Consider the following 20,205-nt stretch of genomic DNA (forward strand, 5'->3'; position numbering starts at 1 on the left):
ACCACTATTTCACCCTATTCCTGCATTCTAGCTAACAACCACTTTTTCACTTGTTGTCTCGACACTTTTATTCCCCCAGCTTTCAATTCAGGGTCTAAATAATAAAAGGCCATAGGATATTGGTATGGTGCGAGTTTATCTTTTAGCCAATCCGCCAGCTGATGTAAACCTACGGACTCATTTGCTTCAATAACCGCGACAGGGCGTTGCCCAAATTGCACATCATCAATGGGGATAATAAAACTTTGGCTGATATCAGGGTATGAATTGATGACTGACTCGATATCTTCTGGTTGAACACATTCCCCACCACTGATAAATAAATTATCTAAACGACCAAGGATCTGATACTCGCCATCAATAAATGCTCCTTTATCGTTGGTTTTAAACCAGTTATCTAGGCAATTTAAAGGGTGAATTTGCCCATCAAACCAATAACCAAGCGCTTGGCTGTCTGATTGGATTTGAATTTCACCACCCACAAGACGAATTTGCTTACCTTTTAAGGGTAAACCAACGCCTTTCTTGCCATCTGCCCGTTTAGCACAAACTGTAGAAGCCATTTCTGTCATCCCATAGCCACTCCAACACGCAATTCCATGTTGTTGTGCCAAGTCCGTGAGTGTTGAAGGGATACTGGCTCCGCCCAATAAAACGGCTTTCAACGCTATATTCGCCATTGAGTTATCATTCAATAAACGCCATAGCTGGGTCGGCACCAAAGAGGCATGAGTCACCCCATGTAATGCCTGGGCTAAAGAGAGATTTTTTACCGCAAGTGCGCCGCCTTGCAAAAGCCAACGCCAAACAATACCCTGACCAGATACATGGAATAACGGCAGCGAGAGTAACCAACAATCATCTTGCTGGTAATTCATCATATTAACAACACCGGCAGCGCTATTGAGGTGAGCTGCAACACTGTGAACGGCGGCTTTAGGTAGACCTGTCGACCCCGATGTTAAAATCAACGTAGCAGGCTGCTGAATAGCCTCTTGAAAAACAACCGGAGCAACCTTTTCATCACCAATAAAATGATAATAGAGTTGATAATCTAAATGGCGATAATTGGCTAATAAATTTGATTCATCAGTAAAATCAATGGCTGCGCTAACATTAAGATGAGGCAGTAATTCTGCTAATAACCGTTCTGGGAGGCGGGGATTTAACGGTAAGACACGAGCGCCACACGCAATAAGTGCCAGTTGACTCAATAATAATTCAACTGAATTTTTCCCACGCAAAACGATACACTGCCCTTGTGTTACACCTTGCATTAAAAAGTAAGTTTTAAGGTCAGTAACTTGTTGGCTTACGCTTTCCCAAGTCATACTTTGGGACTCAGTTACAAGGGCGATCGCATTGGGACGAAGATTGGCCCAGTGTTGCCAAGGCCAATCTTTAAAGTTATCTAGTTCTGCCATACAAGCGTTAAATCATCTAACTGCTGGAGCGGAATATCACATTGAGGCCAAGGCCGTATCAATTGAGATTGAATAAGTGATACCGTATCTAAGCCTGGAATGGTATTTGGCGTTAGCCAATGTGCTACACGAGCAAGTTGCGTTAAACCAAAGCTACTTTCAATGGATGAACTGATCACGGCTTGTAATCCTAAGCGATGCGCTTCTTCTACTAAGTAGCGGCAATAAGATAAGCTGCCTGTCAGTGTTGGTTTAATTACAATCGCAGAAACGCCTTCCTGCGCCTCAACCATAAAGCCTTCTTCTCGTACACTTTCATCCCAAGCGATACTAATGCCGGTATCCGCTGCAAATTGCAGTGACTCTTCACGGGTTTTGCACGGCTCTTCTAAGAATGCGATACGGTCACGGTAGTCTGGGTTAACATATTTAGCAAAACCGTCAGCTTTTGTTCGAGTCCAACTGCGATTCGCATCCAAGCGCAGTTTCAGTTCTGGAACGGCCTCTAGTAATAAGTTAACCACCATACCATCACGCACAGCTTCATATAGCCCAACTTTTACCTTTGCAACCTTTTCGCCTTCCATTGCATCAAGGCTCAAAATGAGGTCATCTGGGTCACCACTGCACAGTGGTGCTTTGCGATAGTCAGCCTCTTTCGGTAGCTCCCCTGTTAACTCCGCTAGAGCACAGCTACAGCCAAAAGCAACAGAGGGTAGTAGACTATTAGAAATTTTGCCTTCTTTCACCCATTCATTCATTCGCTTAATAGTTTCGGCGGTTGCTTCTTCTAATGTTTCACGACTGAATTCAGGTAGAGGCGAAATTTCTCCCCAACCTTCATTATCCCCATCTTGTAAACACACTAAAAGCCCATCACGAGTTTTTAGTCGCTGATAACGAAGGATAACGCCTGCCTCCATTGGCAGGCTGAACGAATAAATACGGGCTTTACGCATTATGGATTACGCTTATATTTAGAGAAGTCTGGAGCACGTTTTTCATTAAAGGCATTACGACCTTCTTGCCCTTCATCTGTCATATAGAACAGCATAGTGGCATTACCGGCTAATTCTTGCAGGCCAGCCTGACCATCACAATCCGCATTTAATGCCGCTTTTAAGCAACGTAATGCCATTGGGCTATTTTCTAGCATTTCACGGCACCAACGCACGGTTTCTTTTTCAAGATCTGCGTATGGGACAACTGTGTTAACCAAGCCCATATCTAATGCTTCTTGTGCATTGTATTGGCGGCATAAAAACCAGATTTCACGCGCCTTTTTCTGTCCAACAATACGCGCCATATAGGATGCGCCCCAGCCGCCATCAAATGAACCGACTTTTGGCCCAGTTTGACCAAATATTGCGTTATCCGCAGCAATAGTCAGGTCACACATCATATGTAACACATGGCCACCACCAATTGAGAAACCTGCGACCATCGCAACCACAGGTTTTGGGCAAGTCCGAATTTGGCGTTGAAAATCTAATACGTTAAGGTGATGCGTACCGCTTTCATCACGGTACCCGCCGTAGTCACCACGGATTTTTTGGTCGCCGCCTGCACAGAAAGCTTTTTCGCCCTCACCCGTTAGAATGATAGTACCAATGTGGTCATCATAACGTGCATCTGACAGTGCTTGGATCATTTCTTTCACGGTTTGTGGACGAAAAGCATTACGCACTTCTGGACGGTTAATCGTAATTTTAGCAATTCCTTCAGGAGATTTATGATAGCGAATATCTTCAAACCCTGTAGAGCAATCTTGCCATTCAATTGGTGCGTATAATTTTTCTTCGCTTGGATAAATCATTATCAGATTCCTTTAACCACAGTGTGATAAAAAATGGTGTAGTGCAGTTGCAAAGCCCATGGGGTTTTCCCGATGTGCATTATGCCCTGCATTTTCAATCAGCGTTAACGGCAAAACATATTGTTGCGAAACGCTTCGAAACTTTTGATCCTTTTCGCCACAAAAATAACGATAAGGGCAGATTAATTGATGCAATTTGTCCGCCAAAAAAGGTTGCTTTGCTAATGATGTGTTTTCTAGCATAGCAGCAATGCTGTGCGGGTTATTTTGTCCACGTAACTGAATTAACTGTTGGCGCTGAGTGGCCGACAAATCAGCAAATACAGTTTGTTGATACCAGTCATCTAACACTTTTTCAATGGGTTCTGAACGAAAACGTTGCGCCCATGCCTCATCATTAGCAGCTCGAGCAACACGTTTTTGTTCATTGGCTAACCCCACATTCCCGCCTTCAATTACTAAACCTAATAGCCCGTTAGGCTGATAGTGACAGGCAAAATGCATTGCGAGCCGAGCACCGAGTGAATAGCCAACCAAGTAGTATTCATTAATTTGATGATACTGTAAAAGCTCGCTGAGTTGTTGATCAAAATGTGAAAAACTCTGGCATGGCTCTGAATGAGAACCGCCATGACCTGGCAAATCCACAGCTAATGATGGAAAAGTCCGTGTTTGATCAATCACGGGTGACCAGTCATCCGCACTGCCTAACAAACCATGCAACCAAATGATCCAAGGAGCCGATGAGGTAGAATGATGTCGATGAGCGGATAACATTACAATTCCACAACTTCATTAAGCAGCTGTTTTAAAGTACGCGCGCCTTCATCGCTTGCCACCTGTAATTCCACCAACAATGTTCCTTGCTGACTATGCCAAAATTGTTGAACAGTATTTTTTAGTGTTCCCCAATCTGTCGGCGCACAATATTGTAAGCCAAACATTTTCGCAGCAGGCTCGAAACTGACATTTTGCGGCATACAGTAATAATTTTGCCTTGCTTCGTCTGGTGTGGGGAGCATAGAGAAAATTTGCCCGCCATTGTTATTCACGATGATTAGGACTGTCGGTGCTGAAGGTTCTCGCAACAGCGCCAAACTATTCAAATCGTATAAGGCAGAAATATCCCCAACAATAGCTAATGTTGGACGAGCTGTTGCTCGTTGCACTCCCGCCATGGTAGAAATCAGACCATCAATACCACTTGCGCCGCGGTTGCTATATACCGGATAGCCTAATGGAAGTTGTGCGAGTGCATCCACCAAACGAACAATTAAGCTATTTCCAACAAATAGTTGACCTCGTGGTGAGAGTAGTTCTGGCAATTGAAATGCAACCGCCGCTTCGGAAAACTGGTCATGTAACTGTTGGTGTACATGGTGTTGGGCTTTTTGCGCTAACGTCTGCAAAGATTCACACCACAAACTTCTCGGCTGTGCAGGATGGTTGTCCAGCCAACCTTTAATTGAACAGGTTAACTTTCTTCCCCTATGATTAGCTGGGTCTAGCCGTTGAGGTATCGAGTCGATAATCCAATACTCTTGCGGTTCACAATTGGCTTGCCATTGTAATAGCCGTTTTCCTGTTAAGCTTGAACCAAACTGGACAACTAATTCTGCATGTTTTAAAACCTGTTGAGCATCGGGATGCTGAAGCCATAAATCTGCGCAAGGGTATGGCTGCCCTGTTTGAGATAACACATCACCTATAACTGGCCATCCGAGTTCTTGAGCCCATTTAGCAACGAGCTCCCCTTCACTCGCACTCATTCTACCGGCAAGCACAACGCCTTTTTTTTGCCGCCAAAAATACCAATCTGCCACTAGAGCGACAGAATGAGTTAACGGTTCAGTGAGCCACGGGTGGCTCGAATTCCACCATTCCCCAAGGGTTTTCTGCCATTCATGTTCCCCATCCATATCACCATATAGTGGCTCAGCAAATGGGCAGTTGATATGAAATGCACCATGGCGTAACTGGTTCATGCCATTATCAATAGCGGTTACCAACCATTTAGCTGAAATATCTTGTGTCGGCCTTGGCAACATTAATGATTGAGCAGGATGAGATGCAAAAATATGCGTCTGCCGAATAGCCTGATTAGCACCGCAATCAATCAATTCAGGGGGCCTATCTGCGGTGAGAAAAATAACTTTTTCTCCAGTTAGTCCAGCTTCTATCAATGATGGATAAAGGTTTGCAACCGCAGTCCCTGACGTCACAATGACACCTACTGGCTCATTGCTGGCTTTTGCCAATCCAAGTGCCAGATGACCCAAACCACGCTCATCGAAATGGGTGTGACAATGTAATTTGGCGTTATTGATGGCAGCCAGAGTCAAAGGCGTCGAACGAGAGCCTGGCGCAATACAGATATGTTTCATTCCGTGGCGAGATAGTGCTTCAATAATCACTTCAGCCCAACGGAGATTAAAAGCAGAATTCGACATAATATGCTCAGCAAATTATTAGTTATCAACTAGTTTAGACTGGCTGAAATAAATTTCTTGATCTCAGAACAATTTTTGGTGAACTAATTGAAATAAAAGAAAATAACCATTTTAACTTTATGGTTTTTCGTTATTTCCAAACAAAGATTTAAGCCCCGCCGCTTTATTTTCAATTTCTATCCACTCTTGCTCTGGGTCTGAGCCACTGACAATGCCCGCACCTGAATATAATGAGACATGCGCACCTTCTATTTGTGCACAACGTAGAGATACCGCAAATTCACTTTTATTTAAGCTAATAAACCCGCCAGTTCCTGCATACCAGCCACGAGAAAAGGGTTCATTACTTGCTAAAAATTGCCGTGCAACTTTGCGAGGTAAACCACATACGGCAGCGGTAGGTTGAAGACGTTGTAAGCAATCGCTATCAGAAGGATTGATTAATGTCGCAACAATAGAGCGATAAAGGTGTTGGATTTTTCTCAAGCGGATCACTTTTGCTGATGATACGTCAACTCCCGTCACTGCACCTTGTAATTGTTGGCAAATATCATCCACAACGACTAAATTTTCGTGTTGGTTCTTTTTATCTTCCATCAACCACTTAGCATACTCCGCAGCGACGGCGTCATCAGGGTCATTAGCGACAGTTCCCGCTAAGGCCTCAGAATTCAGTTGTTCATTTTGCCGTAAATATAAACGTTCCGGAGTCGAAGAGATGAACCCTGACTGTGCGTTGAAGGCCATCATAAAATGGTAACAATGATGATTCACCTGCTGGCTTTGGGCTAAAAACTCAGCAACCGCAATGGGTTTAGACAGGGTGAGTTTTGTTTCCCTTGCCATCACCACTTTTTCCATCTTCCCTGACTTCATGTCATCAATAGCGCAATTTAATAAACGACACCATTCATCATGCGTAGGAATATGTTCTTGTGCAGTAATATTGGCATTCAATGTCAATCTCACATGAGAAGCCGGCTTCAATTGCTGTAAAAGATGAATAGCATTCAAGCGGTCTTCTTCCCCCTCAATATTGACGCTAACACTAATTGTCGAACGTAATCGATGAATTTCAATGCGGGGCAAAAAACAAAAAGTTGCTTGGCGTTTTATCTCTTCAGGAATGCCCGTTCCAACCGCATTCCAGCCATTAAGCCCCCATAGGCGCATCTCTGGCATATCAGGATACTGGGATAAAAAAACTTGTGCCGTATCTATCGAATCAAAGGATTTCACCATACCAAGAGCACTGCATTCCTCGGCGCCAGTGCGTTGATACCAATAAAATTGAGGATAACTTTGCTGTGCCGACAGCCATGAAAGGCCAGGAAAAGAGGTTTGTGCATCTAATTGCCAAACTAAACGAGTAAACTCTTGATTTTTTAGTGTCAATGTAGACAAATGGTCCAAAATTTCAGTTATCAATTGATCAATTTTTTTATAGTTCACTTTAGATTCCCACTGCTACATCACACAAATTCACTACGGTTATTATATAGCGCAATACAATTTTTTAATACATTGATGACTAACAGTAAATGCTATACCGCCCATTCAGCACTAAAAGTAGATTACCTGCAATTAAGAGATTGCTTTTAGTACTTCGCTATAATTATTTTTTATGGCTCAAATGACGATAGCCAAGAGCAGCTGTGTCAAAATAAACCTGTTATCACTCACTAATAGTGACCTTCAGGCTGTTGATAGTATAGCTTATTATGTATATTACATAGCACTTCATTCATTTAATTAATAGAAAATGTGATTTTATCCTCTTTAATCTTTGCTTCTTTCTCGAAACTGCATCATTTTTACCCAATGAAAATTTCATTTTGAAACATAGTGATATGTCAGCTTTAAACCCATGTTCCATTGCAAGCCTTTTTAATTCAAAACAAAAAAATTATCGTATATTTTAATTAATATCATATTCTTATTAGTTATTTTATTTAGCACTACTATAGATGATTTTCAAATAAAAATAATAGAGAATAATATTTAAAACACATATTAAATTATTCAAAATGCTATTTTTTAGCTCTGATTTTCATTTTTTAATATAAAACTTTCAGTCAATTTCTAGTAGGTTAACAAATATGAACTTTATATTTTTATTTGCAATAAATAGGTAATTTAACCATACAACAGTACTAAGAAAAATAAGCGTTCAATCTTTAACTTAATCAATGTGGAATTTAAAATGAATACAAAAGATAATTACGATAGAATTATTGAAAAAGAACATATAGGCCATACAACCTTAGCTTTATTAACTAATCAAGACACACTTTCAGCCCGTGAAGTCGGTATTTTCACATTAGATGATTTAATTAGCATACATCGCCACGTTTACTTTTCTCTTTCTTTGCCTTGGAAAAAAAATGATATTCTAAAATGGTTTGGTATTACCTCATCAACAACCTTGCCAATCGATACAAATGAACTAATTGGTACCATTATCAATATTCGTGAACATGCCAATAGCTGGGATAACGTTGAACAACATGTTAAAGAACAATCTGTCAATCTATCTCTAGTTAGCCGAAACATTATACAAACAGGTGGGCAAATTATTGAATATATAAACCATATGCCTATTTTGAAAAAAGTGTCTGAGAGTTTGAATGATATTAGTGAACATGAACTAGATGAAATATATTATCAAAATGATGACCAGCAAATAGCTACCGAGCTAACTAATATCTTACAATTAATTAGGGATGATATTAAAGACCAATCTATTAAGACAAGTAATATTAAAAATATCATTTCTGATTTCCGCGTACATATTACAGGAGGTTATTTATCTAATTATCAACATGTTGAATCATTGCTATTCAATGTTAAAGGGTTATATAAACAACTTGATCCCACTAATAATGAAACAACCGATTCCTATTTACAAGAATCACTTAAAATGAAAAAACAAGAACTCCAGCAATTAGAACTCGAGTATTCACACTTTGTGAAACTCAGTTTTACGGGTTTAGTTGGTGGTGTCATCGGCCTCATTATCACTGGAGGGATTTTTGGCTCAAAGGCTGAAAAAATTCGGGCAAAAAAGAATGAAACATTAACAGAAATACAATCAATTAGTGACCAAATCAACAAAGAAAAATTTGCCCAAAAAGTTATTTTTGATATTCAAATCAATCTCCATAAAATTGATAGTTTATTTAAAGATGCCCGGTTAGCCGTTGACCACTTAGATTATATGTGGCTAGTCCTCCTAACCGAAATAACTCAATCAATCGAGGTTTTCAAAAAAATCAATAACGCTGAAAAACTTATTCAGTTCATTACTCATTTTAAACGTGCTATTACATCTTGGTATACCATTCAAGAATACTCGACACATTTAATAAAGTTATTTGATGAAATTCAACCAAATAACACTCCCCCTCAATAAAAGGTACTAATATGCAAGATAAGCTTGATTTACCCATACTCCCCCCTATTGATATTTATCAATTGAGGCATATGTCAAACGAAATTTCCGCATTTAATAAAAACATAATACATTATGATTTTATTATCCATGGAAAAATACAAAAAATAGCCAGTAAATCTTTTAATATCAATGAAATAATCAGAAACTCAATACCGAAACTTAAAATAAAATTAAATTATATTTTAAAAAGCGAATTAAATAATGAAAATATCAACATACCTGATGAAATCTTAGTTAAAAGCTTCATTGAAGATTTAATTGATTTCAAGTTAGAATTAGAAAGAATAATTACCAAATTCAGTTATACCACTGATTCTTTATCACTCATTCATTTAGAAGAAAGCAATCAGCACAAACTACATCAATATACTGAGCAGAAAGAACTTCTAGTCACATCCAAAAATAGCAAAACTCTAAAAATAGATGAAATCAATCAACAGCACTCCGTTATCATCGCAGCAGAAGATATTATATTAAAATCTAAAATTACCGATTTCTTAAAGAAACATTTGTTAAATGACGAATTAATTGACTCAATTGATATGCCAACAAATAAAAAACAAATATTAAAATCAGCCGTTGCCTTTATTAAAAATTTATTATCAATCATTGATGATGGTTTGGAATTTGCGCAACTTGTCGAGGTCAGATTAGATTTAGGCAATCAAATTTTAGAATTAAAAGAAGAAGTTAACCATATTGATAAAACAATATTTAAGCTTTCTCAGCTCATGCTATTAGCTGACCAAATAACCACTATAGATTCGCATAAATTGTCAATTATTACTCAGATAAGCTTAATTAAAGATTATTGGTTGCAATGGTGTCATTTTATTAATGAAAAATCGTCTGAAAAAATGTTGAATATTCAAAAAATTAACTTAGCAAGTCAGGTACTCATGTCTTTCTTAGACGATATGGAATATCAATATCAACGCCAGTTACCCGATTAAAAAAAACCGGCTACTTAGAAGTAACCGGTTTATTAGCAATAGGAAATTTTGGCCTATTAGTTAATCACAGCAAGCGCTGTTGATGTCATATCAATAAGTGGTTGTGGCCATACACCAAAGACGATAACAGCAATGGCGCAAATAACAGCAACAACAGTTCCTAACGTTGCTTTTTCAGGGCCTGTATAACGTTCTGCATGTTCTGCATCACGACTATATAGGCTAGCCATAAAGCTTAGGTAGTAATATAAACCAATAGCACTACCTACCACTACAGCCCCCGTTAGCCACCATAACTCTGCATTCACTGCGGATGCAATCACATAGAATTTACCAATAAACCCTAATGTAATTGGAATACCAGCTAATGAAAGCATCATTACCGTCATTACCGTTGCAAGAATTGGCTTATGCCAAAATAGCCCGCGGAATGCACTAAAGTCATCCTGATCATCACCACGGTAAGGGCTTGAAACGATACTCACAACACCAAATGCCCCTAAACTCGCAAACAAGTAACCCACTAAGTAGATTGCGATAGTGACTTGTGACGCAACAGGGTCGATACGTAACGCAACAAGAGCGACCAGTAAATAACCCATATGTGAGATAGATGAGTAACCCAGTAAGCGTTTTGCACTTTTTTGTGTGATAGCCAGTAAGTTACCAAACAGGATAGATGCAATAGCAATCACAGAAATCACAATCGCTAACGTATTGCTATTGGCGATTGGCGCTTCCAGAAAAATACGCACTAATACTGCGAAGATAGCGATTTTACTACCGGTTGCTAAGAAGGCTGACACTGGTGCTGGCGCACCTTGGTAAACGTCTGGTGTCCACAGTTGGAATGGAAACAGTGACAGTTTAAAGCCAAAACCTACAATCAGCATACCGAAACCAATCATCACCAATGGTGCGTGAATTTGGCTATCGGAAAGGCTTTGACCAACAGCAGCAAAGCTTAAACTACCCGATTCTGCATACAGTAACGCAATCCCGAATAACAGGAATGAAGACGCGGCTGCAGATAACAGCATGTACTTGATCCCGGCTTCTAATGTGCGACTGCGCTCAAAGGTATAGGCAACTAGACCAAACAGAGGCAATGAAATCAGCTCAATACCGATAAACATTGATGCCATATGGTTTGACATAGATAACAGCACACCGCCCGCTACTGCGATAGCAACAAGTAAATGGAACTCATCTCTATTATCACCAAAACCTTCTAACCAGTGGTAAGCAAAGATAGACGTTCCAATACCTGCAATCAGGACTAATGCGCTATAGAACAGTGCAAAGCCATCAACACGAATAAGCGAAGTCACATCCATTAGGTAGCCATCGGCTACCCAAATGAGTGAAAGCAACGCAATAATAAAGCCTGATACTGTCAGCGCGGCACTAGTCAGGTGATCGCGTCGCCACGCAATGGACAGCATCACAACCACCGCCGTCAACCCGACGATCATCAGTGGTAGTATTGCGATCAGTTCTTGAGGAGTTATTGTCATGGCGAATTACAGCCCTAATGTTGTAAGTGAAGCAGAATACAGGTTATGCAATGTTTCCATCGAACCAATTGAGGTATCTAAAATTGGTTGTGGGTAGAAACCGATAATAACCAGTAAAGCAGCCAGAGCCAGCAGCACACCAAATTCACGTGCCGTTAACCCTTTCATTTCTTTTTCAGACTTAGGTGTACCGTAGTAGGTCTGTTGCATCATCCACAGTGAATAGATAGACGCAAACACCACACCAAAGACCATAATGCAGGTCACTAACGCGAATTGGCTGAAGCTACCGAACAGGATCATGAATTCACCAATGAAGTTACCTGTACCTGGCATTCCTAACGTTGCCGCAGCAAAGAACAGGGACATTCCTGGTAACCATTTAATGCGTTTCCATAATCCACCCATCATGCGCATATCACGAGTTTGTGTACGTTCATACAGTTGACCACTGATGATAATCAGTGCCGCACCGGACAAACCGTTGGTGATCATTTGAATCACCGCACCTTGGTAAGCCAAGGTTGAACCCGCGTAAATAGCGACTGTCACAAACCCCATGTGGGATAAGCTACTGTACGCCGCCAGACGTTTGATATCCGTTTGTTTGAACGCTAACCATGCCCCGTAGAAAATACTGATCACACCCAGTGTCATCGCTATTGGAGTGAACTGGATAGACGCTTCTGGGAACAGAGGTAAGGTAAAGCGTAACAGACCGTATGCTGCGGTTTTTAGCATGATACCGGAGATATCCACTGAACCCGCTGTTGGCGATTGCTCTTGGGTATCTGCCATCCAACCATGGAAAGGGACCAGTGGCATTTTAACGGCAAAGGCGATAAAGAAGCCTAACATCAACATAAACGCGACATTGCTAGAGAGTTCTGCACCTAGCAGTTGGTTATAGTCGAATGTTAATACACCTGAAGTATTGTAGTTCGCCAACGCTAGGCCAATGATGGACACTAGCATGATCAAACCACTTGCTTGCGTGTAGATGAAGAACTTAGTCGCGGCTTTGATATGTTGTCTGTTTTCTGACCCTTTGTGTCCCCAATTGGCAATTAGGAAATACATTGGGATCAGCATCATCTCCCAGAAGAAGAAGAATAAGAACAGGTCAACCGCGGTAAAAATCCCCATCACACCTGTGATAATCCACAACAGGTTAAAGTGATACGCACCTTGGTTTTTCTGGTTTTCACTCCAAGAGCTCAGAATTGAGAAGCCCCCCATGATAGCCGTTAACACGACCATCAGCAGTGATAAACCGTCAATTGCTAAATGAAAGTCAATTCCCAGTGACGGGATCCACGGCATAAAGAAAACAGATTGCCATTGTGGAATACCTTGTGGATTGACAAGGGAGTAGCTCCCTTGTAACCACAATTGTACGGAAAGTATCAATGTTATTCCCATCGTTGCCAGTGCAATCCAACGCGGTGCGCGATGACTGAACCGGTCAGCCTGCCAGCTTAGCAGGCCTCCGATGAAGGGAATGAGTATTAGCCAGGGTAATAGCATGGCGCAATGTGTCCCTTAATTAAACCAAAAGCAGCAGAGCAAGAATCAGCACTGCACCCAGCCCCAACGAGGCAACATACCAACGAATTTGGCCGTTTTCACTCACTGCAAGCCCTTTATTTGCCCAACGTGAAAGATGTGCAGGGATATTCATCAGAGAGTTAATCGGATCGCTTTCTAGTAGCCATGCTATACCTTTAAATGGCTTAACAAAGACTACATCGTACAGCCAATCGAATCCCCACGCTTGGTACCACCATGCGCTGAAGAAACGACCCACTGCAGTTTTCGCGATAGCATCGACTATTGAACGTCTGAACAGATAGAGGAATACCGCAATTAATAGACCTGCGATAGCAAACCCGCCAGAAATCGCTTCGAGTAAGACTTTACCGTCTTCACTGCCTGCGGCTTCGGCTGGGAAAACCCCTTCGAGTGGTTGGTGGATTAATGCACCAACAAACGTTGCAAGAATAGCCAAAATGCCCAGTGGTAATGTGTGAGTGATGCCTTTAACCTTGTGCGCTTTGATTTTCGCTTCACCGTGGAACACGATGAAAATCATACGGAAGGTATAAATTGCGGTCATTAATGCACCGAGGATACCTGCCCACAACAACACAGTTTGTCCATCAAGCTGTGCACCCCACAAAATTGCATCTTTACTGTAGAAACCTGCGGTAAACAGTGGCAATGCTGCCAGCGCGCTTCCGCCGATTAACATCACAGCGTAGATGAATGGAATTTGCTTACGCAGCCCACCCATTTTGAAGATATTTTGTTCGTGGTGGCATGCCAAAATGACTGAACCTGCTGACAGGAACAACAACGCTTTAAAGAAAGCATGTGTCATCAGGTGGAAAATGGCTGCATCCCATGCTTGTACACCTAGTGCCAAGAACATATAACCGATTTGGCTCATCGTGGAGTATGCAAGCACACGTTTGATATCGGTTTGCACCAGTGCAGCAAACCCAGCCAGTACTAATGTCACAGCCCCCACAACGCCGACTAAATGTAATACTTCAGGCGCTAACAGGAACAGAACATGGGTACGAGCAATTAAGTACACACCCGCGGTTACCATGGTTGCGGCGTGGATCAGTGCAGAAACTGGCGTTGGACCCGCCATCGCATCTGCCAACCACGTTTGCAATGGTAACTGTGCTGATTTACCGACTGCACCACCTAATAACATCAAGGTTGCCCAGTTGATCGCACTTGAACCTTCCGCAAATTTTTGAGGTGCTAACACCGCCATTTCGCTGAAATTCAGTGTGCCAAGCTCATTCCACAGAATAAACATACCAATTGCGAGGAACACATCACCGATACGCGTTACAAAGAACGCTTTCATCGCCGCTTTGCCGTTTTCTGGATTGGTATAATAGAAACCAATCAACAGGTAACTGCACAGCCCTACCCCTTCCCAACCGAGATACATCAGCATCATGTTGTCAGCGAGGACTAAAACCACCATGCTTGCGATAAACAAGTTAGTGTAAGCGAAGAAACGTGAGTAACCTTCCTCGCCACGCATATACCAAGATGCATATACGTGGATAAGGAAGCCCACACCCGTTACCACACCTAACATGGTCAATGACAGGCCATCTAACATTAGAGTGAATGGGATATTAAAGGTACCGACAGACATCCAAGTCCAAAGTGGCTGGATGAATACGCTACCTGCGTCTTGAGCTAAAAATTCATTGCCAGCATAGAATGCGACGACGGCCGCTAAGCCAACCGACCCCGCACCAATAATGGCCGAAACGTTTTCTGACCAGCGTCCACGAGAGAAGGCTAACAGCACCGACCCCAGTAAAGGCAACAGAATAGTTAAATAGAGTAGGTTCATCTGCGCATCTCACTGACTTTATCAATATTCAGGTTCTGACGATGACGATGGAGTTGCAGTAACAACGCCAATCCAATACTCGCCTCCGCTGCAGCCAATGCGATTGCCAAAATATACATAATTTGGCCGTCTGGCTGCCCCCAAAAACTCCCTGCAACCACAAATGCCAGTGCAGTTGAGTTAATCATGATTTCCAGTCCGATCAGCATGAAAAGCAGATTACGGCGAATAACAAGGCAACTGAGCCCCATCACAAATAAAATCGCCGCTAAAATCAGACCGTGTTCTAGAGGTATCATTTTTGTTCCTCCGCCTTCTCGATGCTGACAAGGTCAGCACCGTTTTCTTTACGGTCACGTCCAACGTGGAATGCTACCACTAAACCTGCGAGTAATAACAAAGATGCCAATTCGACAGCCAGAACATACGGCCCAAATAGGCTAATTCCCACTTCTTTCGCCCCAATGATGGTTCCCTCAATGCCTTCTTGATAAGACAACGAGGTAATGCCGTAAACTAAGATAGCCAATAAAACCGCGGATAACACCGCAGGGCCAATCCAGTTTTTCGGCGTCAACCAAGCGCGCTCTTGTTCTTGAACAGAACGCCCTAAGTTGAGCATCATCACGACGAACACGAACAGGACCATAATGGCACCTGCATATACGATGATTTCCAACGCCCCAGCAAAATACGCGCCGAGGGAGAAAAACACCATTGACAGAGCCAGCAGAGAAACAACCAGATACAACAGTGCATGCACCGGATTTGTATTCGTTATCACCCTTAAAGTTGCTAAAATGGCAACTAGACCGGCGATATAAAATGTAAATTCCATGAATATCGCTCCTTATGGCAACAGGTCTTTGACGTTAATCGGTTTCGCTTCGTTATCCGCTTCACCTTTGTCTTTACCTGCAATCGCCATACCCGATTTACGGTAAAAGTTATAATCAGGATATTTACCCGGACCTGAAATCAACAGGTCATTTTTCTCGTAAACCAGATCCTGACGTCTCCAATCGGCCATTTCAAAATCAGGTGTTAATTGGATTGCCGTGGTTGGGCAAGCCTCTTCACACAGACCACAGAAAATACAGCGCGAAAAGTTAACGCGGAAAAATTCAGGGTACCAGCGGCCGTCTTCATGTTCAGCTTTTTGCAGTGAGATACATCCCACAGGGCAAGCAACCGCACATAAGTTACACGCAACACAACGCTCTTCACCGTCAGGGTCGCGTGTTAACACGATACGCCCACGGTAACGGGGTGGCAGATAAACCGGCTCTTCTGGATACATTTGCGTTTCGCGTTTATCGAACGCATGCAGGCCGACCATCCAAATACTACGTACTTGGGTGGCGAAACCGACCAATAACTCTTTCAATGTCATGGTTCAATCACCCCTTACTGAGCGTTGTATAAAATCACTGCTGCAGTACCCAGCAGATTAAGCAGTGTCAACGGCAGACAAATTTTCCAACCGAAAGACATCACTTGGTCATAACGTGGACGCGGTAAAGAGGCACGGATCAAGATAAACATCATCATGAAGAAGCCAGTTTTGATAGCAAACCACAAGAATGACGGCAGGAATGGACCATGCCAGCCACCAAAGAACAGCGTCACAATCAGTGCAGAAACCGTTACGATACCGATATACTCACCGACGAAGAACAAACCAAACTTCATACCTGAGTATTCAACGTGGTAACCATCCGCAATCTCTTGTTCTGCTTCCGGTTGGTCAAACGGATGACGGTGACATACCGCAACGCCCGCTATCGCAAAAGTCACAAAGCCAAAGAACTGCGGAATAATATTCCACATGCCTTCTTGGGAGTTCACAATATCAATCAGGTTGAATGAACCTGCTTGTGCAACCACACCCATTAAAGAAAGGCCTAAGAACACTTCGTAACTCACGGTTTGTGCTGACGCACGCATCGCACCTAATAATGAGTATTTGTTGTTACTTGACCAACCTGCGAATAACACCGCATAGACAGCGAGACCCGCCATCATCAGGAAGAATAAAATCCCGATATTGAGGTCTGCAACATGCCAAGTCGGGCTAACAGGGACGATGGCAAATGCTAAGAACAGTGAACAAAACGCAATCACTGGTGCAAGCGTAAAGATTTTCTTGTCAGCAAACTGCGGGATCCAGTCTTCTTTAAACAGCATTTTGAACATATCCGCGATTAACTGGCCCATCCCAAACGGACCCACGCGGTTAGGGCCATAACGGTTCTGGAACAGACCGAGAATACGGCGCTCTCCCAGACTCATGTATGCCCCACAAGTCACAACAACCAATAATATGACGACAGATTTAAGGATGGAAATTAACACTTCCATCACTTCAGGAGAAATCCAATCCATCATGCTCCCCTCCGCAGATTATTGACTGACACGCCAGCCATTGAAGGTGCGATACCTGGCATTCCTAACGGTAAGCCAATTTGACCTGTAGACAGGTGATTACTTAGGCGGACAGTCAAGTTAAACACTTGACCTGCATGGCTAAACTCCGCTTTAGTTCCTGCTGACAGGCCGAGTGACGCAGCATCTTGCGTGTTCAGCATGATATAAGGCTCAGGCATACGCTCTTGAATTACTTCTGAACGCTGTGACATTTCATCACTGCCGAACAGGTGGTAATAAGGTGCGACAACCCACTGAGCTTCATTGGCTTGATAAGCCGCTGGAATTTCAGTGAAGTAAGCCAATTTGCTCTGTGTTGAATTGAACAAACGGATACCCGGGTCACCAAATAACAGGTGCCCCCCCACTTCGGCTTGGAATTTGTTCCAGGCTTGTGGTGAGTTCCAACCCGGCGCCCATGCAAATGGAATTTGCTGGCGTGGCGCGGTTGGGCTGTTGTTCCCTTCCATTGAGAAAGCAAATGGAGAGTCAATATCTTGCGGTTGACGAGGTTCATGAACAGATTGATTTGCTAGCATCGCTGTACGACCACTGTAACGATGTGGTTCACGCGCCAGTTTTTGACCACGAATACGGAAAGACGCTTTTGGTGCAGCATCTACCATACCCGAGAATTGTGGCATTGCGGCAACACAATCTGCGATAACGTGATCAAGTTGCGACCAATCCGCATCACGCTCTTGCGCTTCAGTTTGCAGTGAATGCATCCAGCGCCAGCTTTCGTTCATCACGATAGCTTTGTCGTAATAAGTTGGGTCAAAGACTTGGAAGAAACGCTGCGCACGACCTTCTTGGTTAATCAACGTACCGTCTGCTTCAGCAAAGCTTGCTGCTGGCAGAACCAATGTTGCTTTATCCATGATGTCGGTTTGCTGATGATCTGCAACAATCAAGTGGCTCAATTTCGCTAATGCGCTATTGACGGCATCCACGCTGCTGTGACGGTACAGGTCATTTTCGATAACGATAGCCACATCCGCTTCGTTCGCTTCAATGCGAGCTAAAGCGCTGTCTAATGGCTGTGCGTTCATCATTGCCAGACCGAAGCTATTGGCATGAGATGCTAAGTAAGATAACCCAACATTCGCGCCTTTGGCTTTTAACGCAAATGCCACGTTAGCGGCCGCTTGGATCATTGCCTCGCTGGCACTATGGCTACCACTAATAATTAATGGTTTTTTCGCACCAGCTAATGCCTGAGCAATGGTTTCAACTTTGGCTTTTAAGTCTGCGGGTAAATCATTCACCGCAGGGGCTTCGCCGTTAATCATATTGGCGATAGCAAAACCGAAACGTGCTTGGTCAGCTACTGGTGCACGATAATTAAAGGCAGCCACATCGTCTAAACGCGTATCATCAACGTTGGTAATAAACAGCGGATATTTTGCATGTTGACCAATATTCATGATTGCGGCGATTTGCCAGTCAGCGACTTTTTGCGCTGCGGCCATTTCACGTGCTTTACCTTTCACCGCTTGGCGAACAGATAACGCCATACGTGCACCTGTCTGAGTTAAATCTTCACCCAGTACCAGTACCGCATCATAGCCTTCTACTTCACGCAATGTTGGCGTATAGATACCGCCGTTTTGCAGGATGTTTTGCATCAGCGCTAAGCGGCGTTGCTCTCCCGCAGAAATACCTGAATAGAAGTTATCTGCTCCGACTAATGCGCGCAATGCATAGTTGCTTTCAACGCTCGCGCGTGGAGAGCCGATACCAATCACTTTTTTCGCTTGATTGATAATTTGCGCACCACTTTGCATTGCTTCGATAGCCGAAATGACTTGTTTGACGCCATTTTTATTGAGTACCGCTTGACGAGGACGATCTTTACGGTTGACATAACCGTAACCAAAACGACCACGGTCGCACAGGAAATAGTGGTTTACCGAACCGTTATAACGGTTTTCGATACGACGGATTTCACCATAACGCTCACCCGGACTCGTGTTACAACCGATACTGCACTGTTGGCAGATACCGGGTGCAAACTGCATATCCCACTTACGGTTATAGCGCTCTGAATGTGTTTTATCAGTGAATACCCCAGTAGGACAAACTTCAACTAAGTTACCGGAGAACTCACTTTCCAGTGTACCGTCTTCAGTACGACCGAAATACACATAGTTATGTGCACCATACACACCCAAGTCTGTGCCATCTGCGTAATCTTTGTAGTAACGAACACAACGATAACACGCGATACAACGGTTCATTTCATGACTAATAAATGGACCGAGGTCTTGGTTAATGTGAGTACGTTTCGTAAAACGATATTTACGCATGTTATGACCGGTCATCACCGTCATATCTTGTAGGTGACAGTTTCCCCCTTCCTCACAGACTGGACAGTCATGAGGATGGTTGGTCATCAGCCATTCCACAACACTTTCACGGAATTGTTTGGCTTCTTCATCATCAATAGAGATGTAAGTCCCTTCCGTTGCGGGTGTCATACAAGACATTACTAGGCGACCGCGTGTGTCATCTGCGTTCTGATACTGCTTAACCGCACACTGGCGGCAAGCGCCAACGCTTCCCAGCGCCGGATGCCAGCAAAAATAAGGAATATCTAGCCCTAGAGAAAGACAGGCTTGTAACAGGTTTTCAGACCCGTTTACGTCATATTCTTTGCCGTCTACATATATTGTAGCCATAGTCAGCATGCTTCCCAAAGGCCCGCATAAAGCAGGCGTTAATCAAAAATACGTTCTTCGTGAAAAATCTATTTAGCGGTTGCTCAATCGCTAAA

16 protein-coding genes are annotated in these 20,205 nt (G+C 42.9%); 2 read left to right on the top strand and 14 right to left on the bottom strand.

Features of this window, described 5'->3' with window-relative positions:
- Positions 1-14: 14 nt before the first annotated feature.
- The 6 genes from menE to PR683_RS06390 form a co-directional block, all read right to left on the bottom strand.
- A complete protein-coding gene (menE, locus tag PR683_RS06365) occupies positions 15-1,424 on the bottom strand; it encodes an o-succinylbenzoate--CoA ligase (RefSeq protein WP_198634781.1) in 1,410 nt (469 codons plus the stop codon).
- Positions 1,412-2,383 (bottom strand): o-succinylbenzoate synthase, encoded by a 972-nt coding sequence (gene menC / locus PR683_RS06370; protein ID WP_004912210.1) that lies wholly within the window; start codon positions 2,381-2,383, stop codon positions 1,412-1,414. The genes menE and menC overlap by 13 nt, the downstream gene beginning before the upstream one ends.
- Positions 2,383-3,240 (bottom strand): 1,4-dihydroxy-2-naphthoyl-CoA synthase, encoded by an 858-nt coding sequence (menB, locus tag PR683_RS06375; RefSeq protein WP_004912212.1) that lies wholly within the window; start codon positions 3,238-3,240, stop codon positions 2,383-2,385. The genes menC and menB overlap by 1 nt, the downstream gene beginning before the upstream one ends.
- A gap of 12 nt (positions 3,241-3,252) precedes the next feature.
- Entirely contained in the window at positions 3,253-4,017 is a 765-nt protein-coding gene (gene menH / locus PR683_RS06380; RefSeq protein WP_272581716.1) for a 2-succinyl-6-hydroxy-2,4-cyclohexadiene-1-carboxylate synthase, read from the bottom strand.
- Positions 4,017-5,690 carry a 2-succinyl-5-enolpyruvyl-6-hydroxy-3-cyclohexene-1-carboxylic-acid synthase gene (gene menD / locus PR683_RS06385; protein WP_109911558.1) on the bottom strand — a complete coding sequence of 558 codons (1,674 nt, stop codon included), beginning with the start codon at positions 5,688-5,690 and terminating at the stop codon, positions 4,017-4,019. The genes menH and menD overlap by 1 nt, the downstream gene beginning before the upstream one ends.
- Positions 5,691-5,807: 117 nt before the next feature.
- Complete coding sequence (locus PR683_RS06390; protein WP_123382589.1) at positions 5,808-7,142, bottom strand: isochorismate synthase; 1,335 nt, start codon at positions 7,140-7,142, stop codon at positions 5,808-5,810.
- Between the two features lie 751 nt (positions 7,143-7,893).
- Between PR683_RS06390 and PR683_RS06395 the strand changes: the two genes are divergently transcribed.
- Both PR683_RS06395 and PR683_RS06400 read left to right on the top strand, forming a co-directional pair.
- Positions 7,894-9,102: an alpha-xenorhabdolysin family binary toxin subunit A gene (locus PR683_RS06395; RefSeq protein ID WP_117162384.1), complete on the top strand. Its 1,209-nt coding sequence runs from the start codon at positions 7,894-7,896 to the stop codon at positions 9,100-9,102.
- Positions 9,103-9,113: 11 nt separating this feature from the next.
- The gene (locus PR683_RS06400) at positions 9,114-10,097 is read left to right on the top strand and encodes an alpha-xenorhabdolysin family binary toxin subunit B (protein ID WP_109911555.1); all 984 of its coding nucleotides are present in this window, start codon (positions 9,114-9,116) and stop codon (positions 10,095-10,097) included.
- A gap of 56 nt (positions 10,098-10,153) precedes the next feature.
- On the opposite strand, the gene nuoN is transcribed toward PR683_RS06400, so the two are convergent.
- Genes nuoN through nuoG form a run of 8 tightly spaced genes read right to left on the bottom strand, consistent with a single transcriptional unit; the run spans position 10,154 to position 20,119 of the window.
- On the bottom strand, positions 10,154-11,614 hold the full coding sequence (gene nuoN / locus PR683_RS06405; RefSeq protein ID WP_004912223.1) for an NADH-quinone oxidoreductase subunit NuoN: 1,461 nt from the start codon (positions 11,612-11,614) through the stop codon (positions 10,154-10,156).
- Positions 11,615-11,620: 6 nt separating this feature from the next.
- Complete coding sequence (gene nuoM / locus PR683_RS06410) at positions 11,621-13,141, bottom strand: NADH-quinone oxidoreductase subunit M (protein WP_004912225.1); 1,521 nt, start codon at positions 13,139-13,141, stop codon at positions 11,621-11,623.
- 19 nt (positions 13,142-13,160) lie between these two features.
- Positions 13,161-15,002 carry an NADH-quinone oxidoreductase subunit L gene (gene nuoL, locus PR683_RS06415; protein ID WP_123382587.1) on the bottom strand — a complete coding sequence of 614 codons (1,842 nt, stop codon included), beginning with the start codon at positions 15,000-15,002 and terminating at the stop codon, positions 13,161-13,163.
- Positions 14,999-15,301 (bottom strand): NADH-quinone oxidoreductase subunit NuoK, encoded by a 303-nt coding sequence (nuoK, locus tag PR683_RS06420; protein WP_272571346.1) that lies wholly within the window; start codon positions 15,299-15,301, stop codon positions 14,999-15,001. The genes nuoL and nuoK overlap by 4 nt, the downstream gene beginning before the upstream one ends.
- Positions 15,298-15,840 (bottom strand): NADH-quinone oxidoreductase subunit J, encoded by a 543-nt coding sequence (gene nuoJ, locus PR683_RS06425; protein ID WP_004912236.1) that lies wholly within the window; start codon positions 15,838-15,840, stop codon positions 15,298-15,300. Before nuoJ ends, nuoK begins: the two co-directional genes overlap by 4 nt.
- Positions 15,841-15,852: 12 nt before the next feature.
- On the bottom strand, positions 15,853-16,395 hold the full coding sequence (gene nuoI / locus PR683_RS06430; protein WP_004259834.1) for an NADH-quinone oxidoreductase subunit NuoI: 543 nt from the start codon (positions 16,393-16,395) through the stop codon (positions 15,853-15,855).
- A gap of 14 nt (positions 16,396-16,409) precedes the next feature.
- Positions 16,410-17,387, bottom strand: coding sequence for an NADH-quinone oxidoreductase subunit NuoH (gene nuoH / locus PR683_RS06435; protein ID WP_004912244.1), 978 nt, complete (start codon positions 17,385-17,387; stop codon positions 16,410-16,412).
- On the bottom strand, positions 17,387-20,119 hold the full coding sequence (gene nuoG / locus PR683_RS06440; RefSeq protein ID WP_164528668.1) for an NADH-quinone oxidoreductase subunit NuoG: 2,733 nt from the start codon (positions 20,117-20,119) through the stop codon (positions 17,387-17,389). The genes nuoH and nuoG overlap by 1 nt, the downstream gene beginning before the upstream one ends.
- Positions 20,120-20,205 lie beyond the last annotated feature (86 nt).

Source organism: Providencia sp. PROV269, from assembly GCF_028477785.1.
Taxonomy (GTDB): Bacteria; Pseudomonadota; Gammaproteobacteria; order Enterobacterales; family Enterobacteriaceae; genus Providencia; species Providencia rettgeri.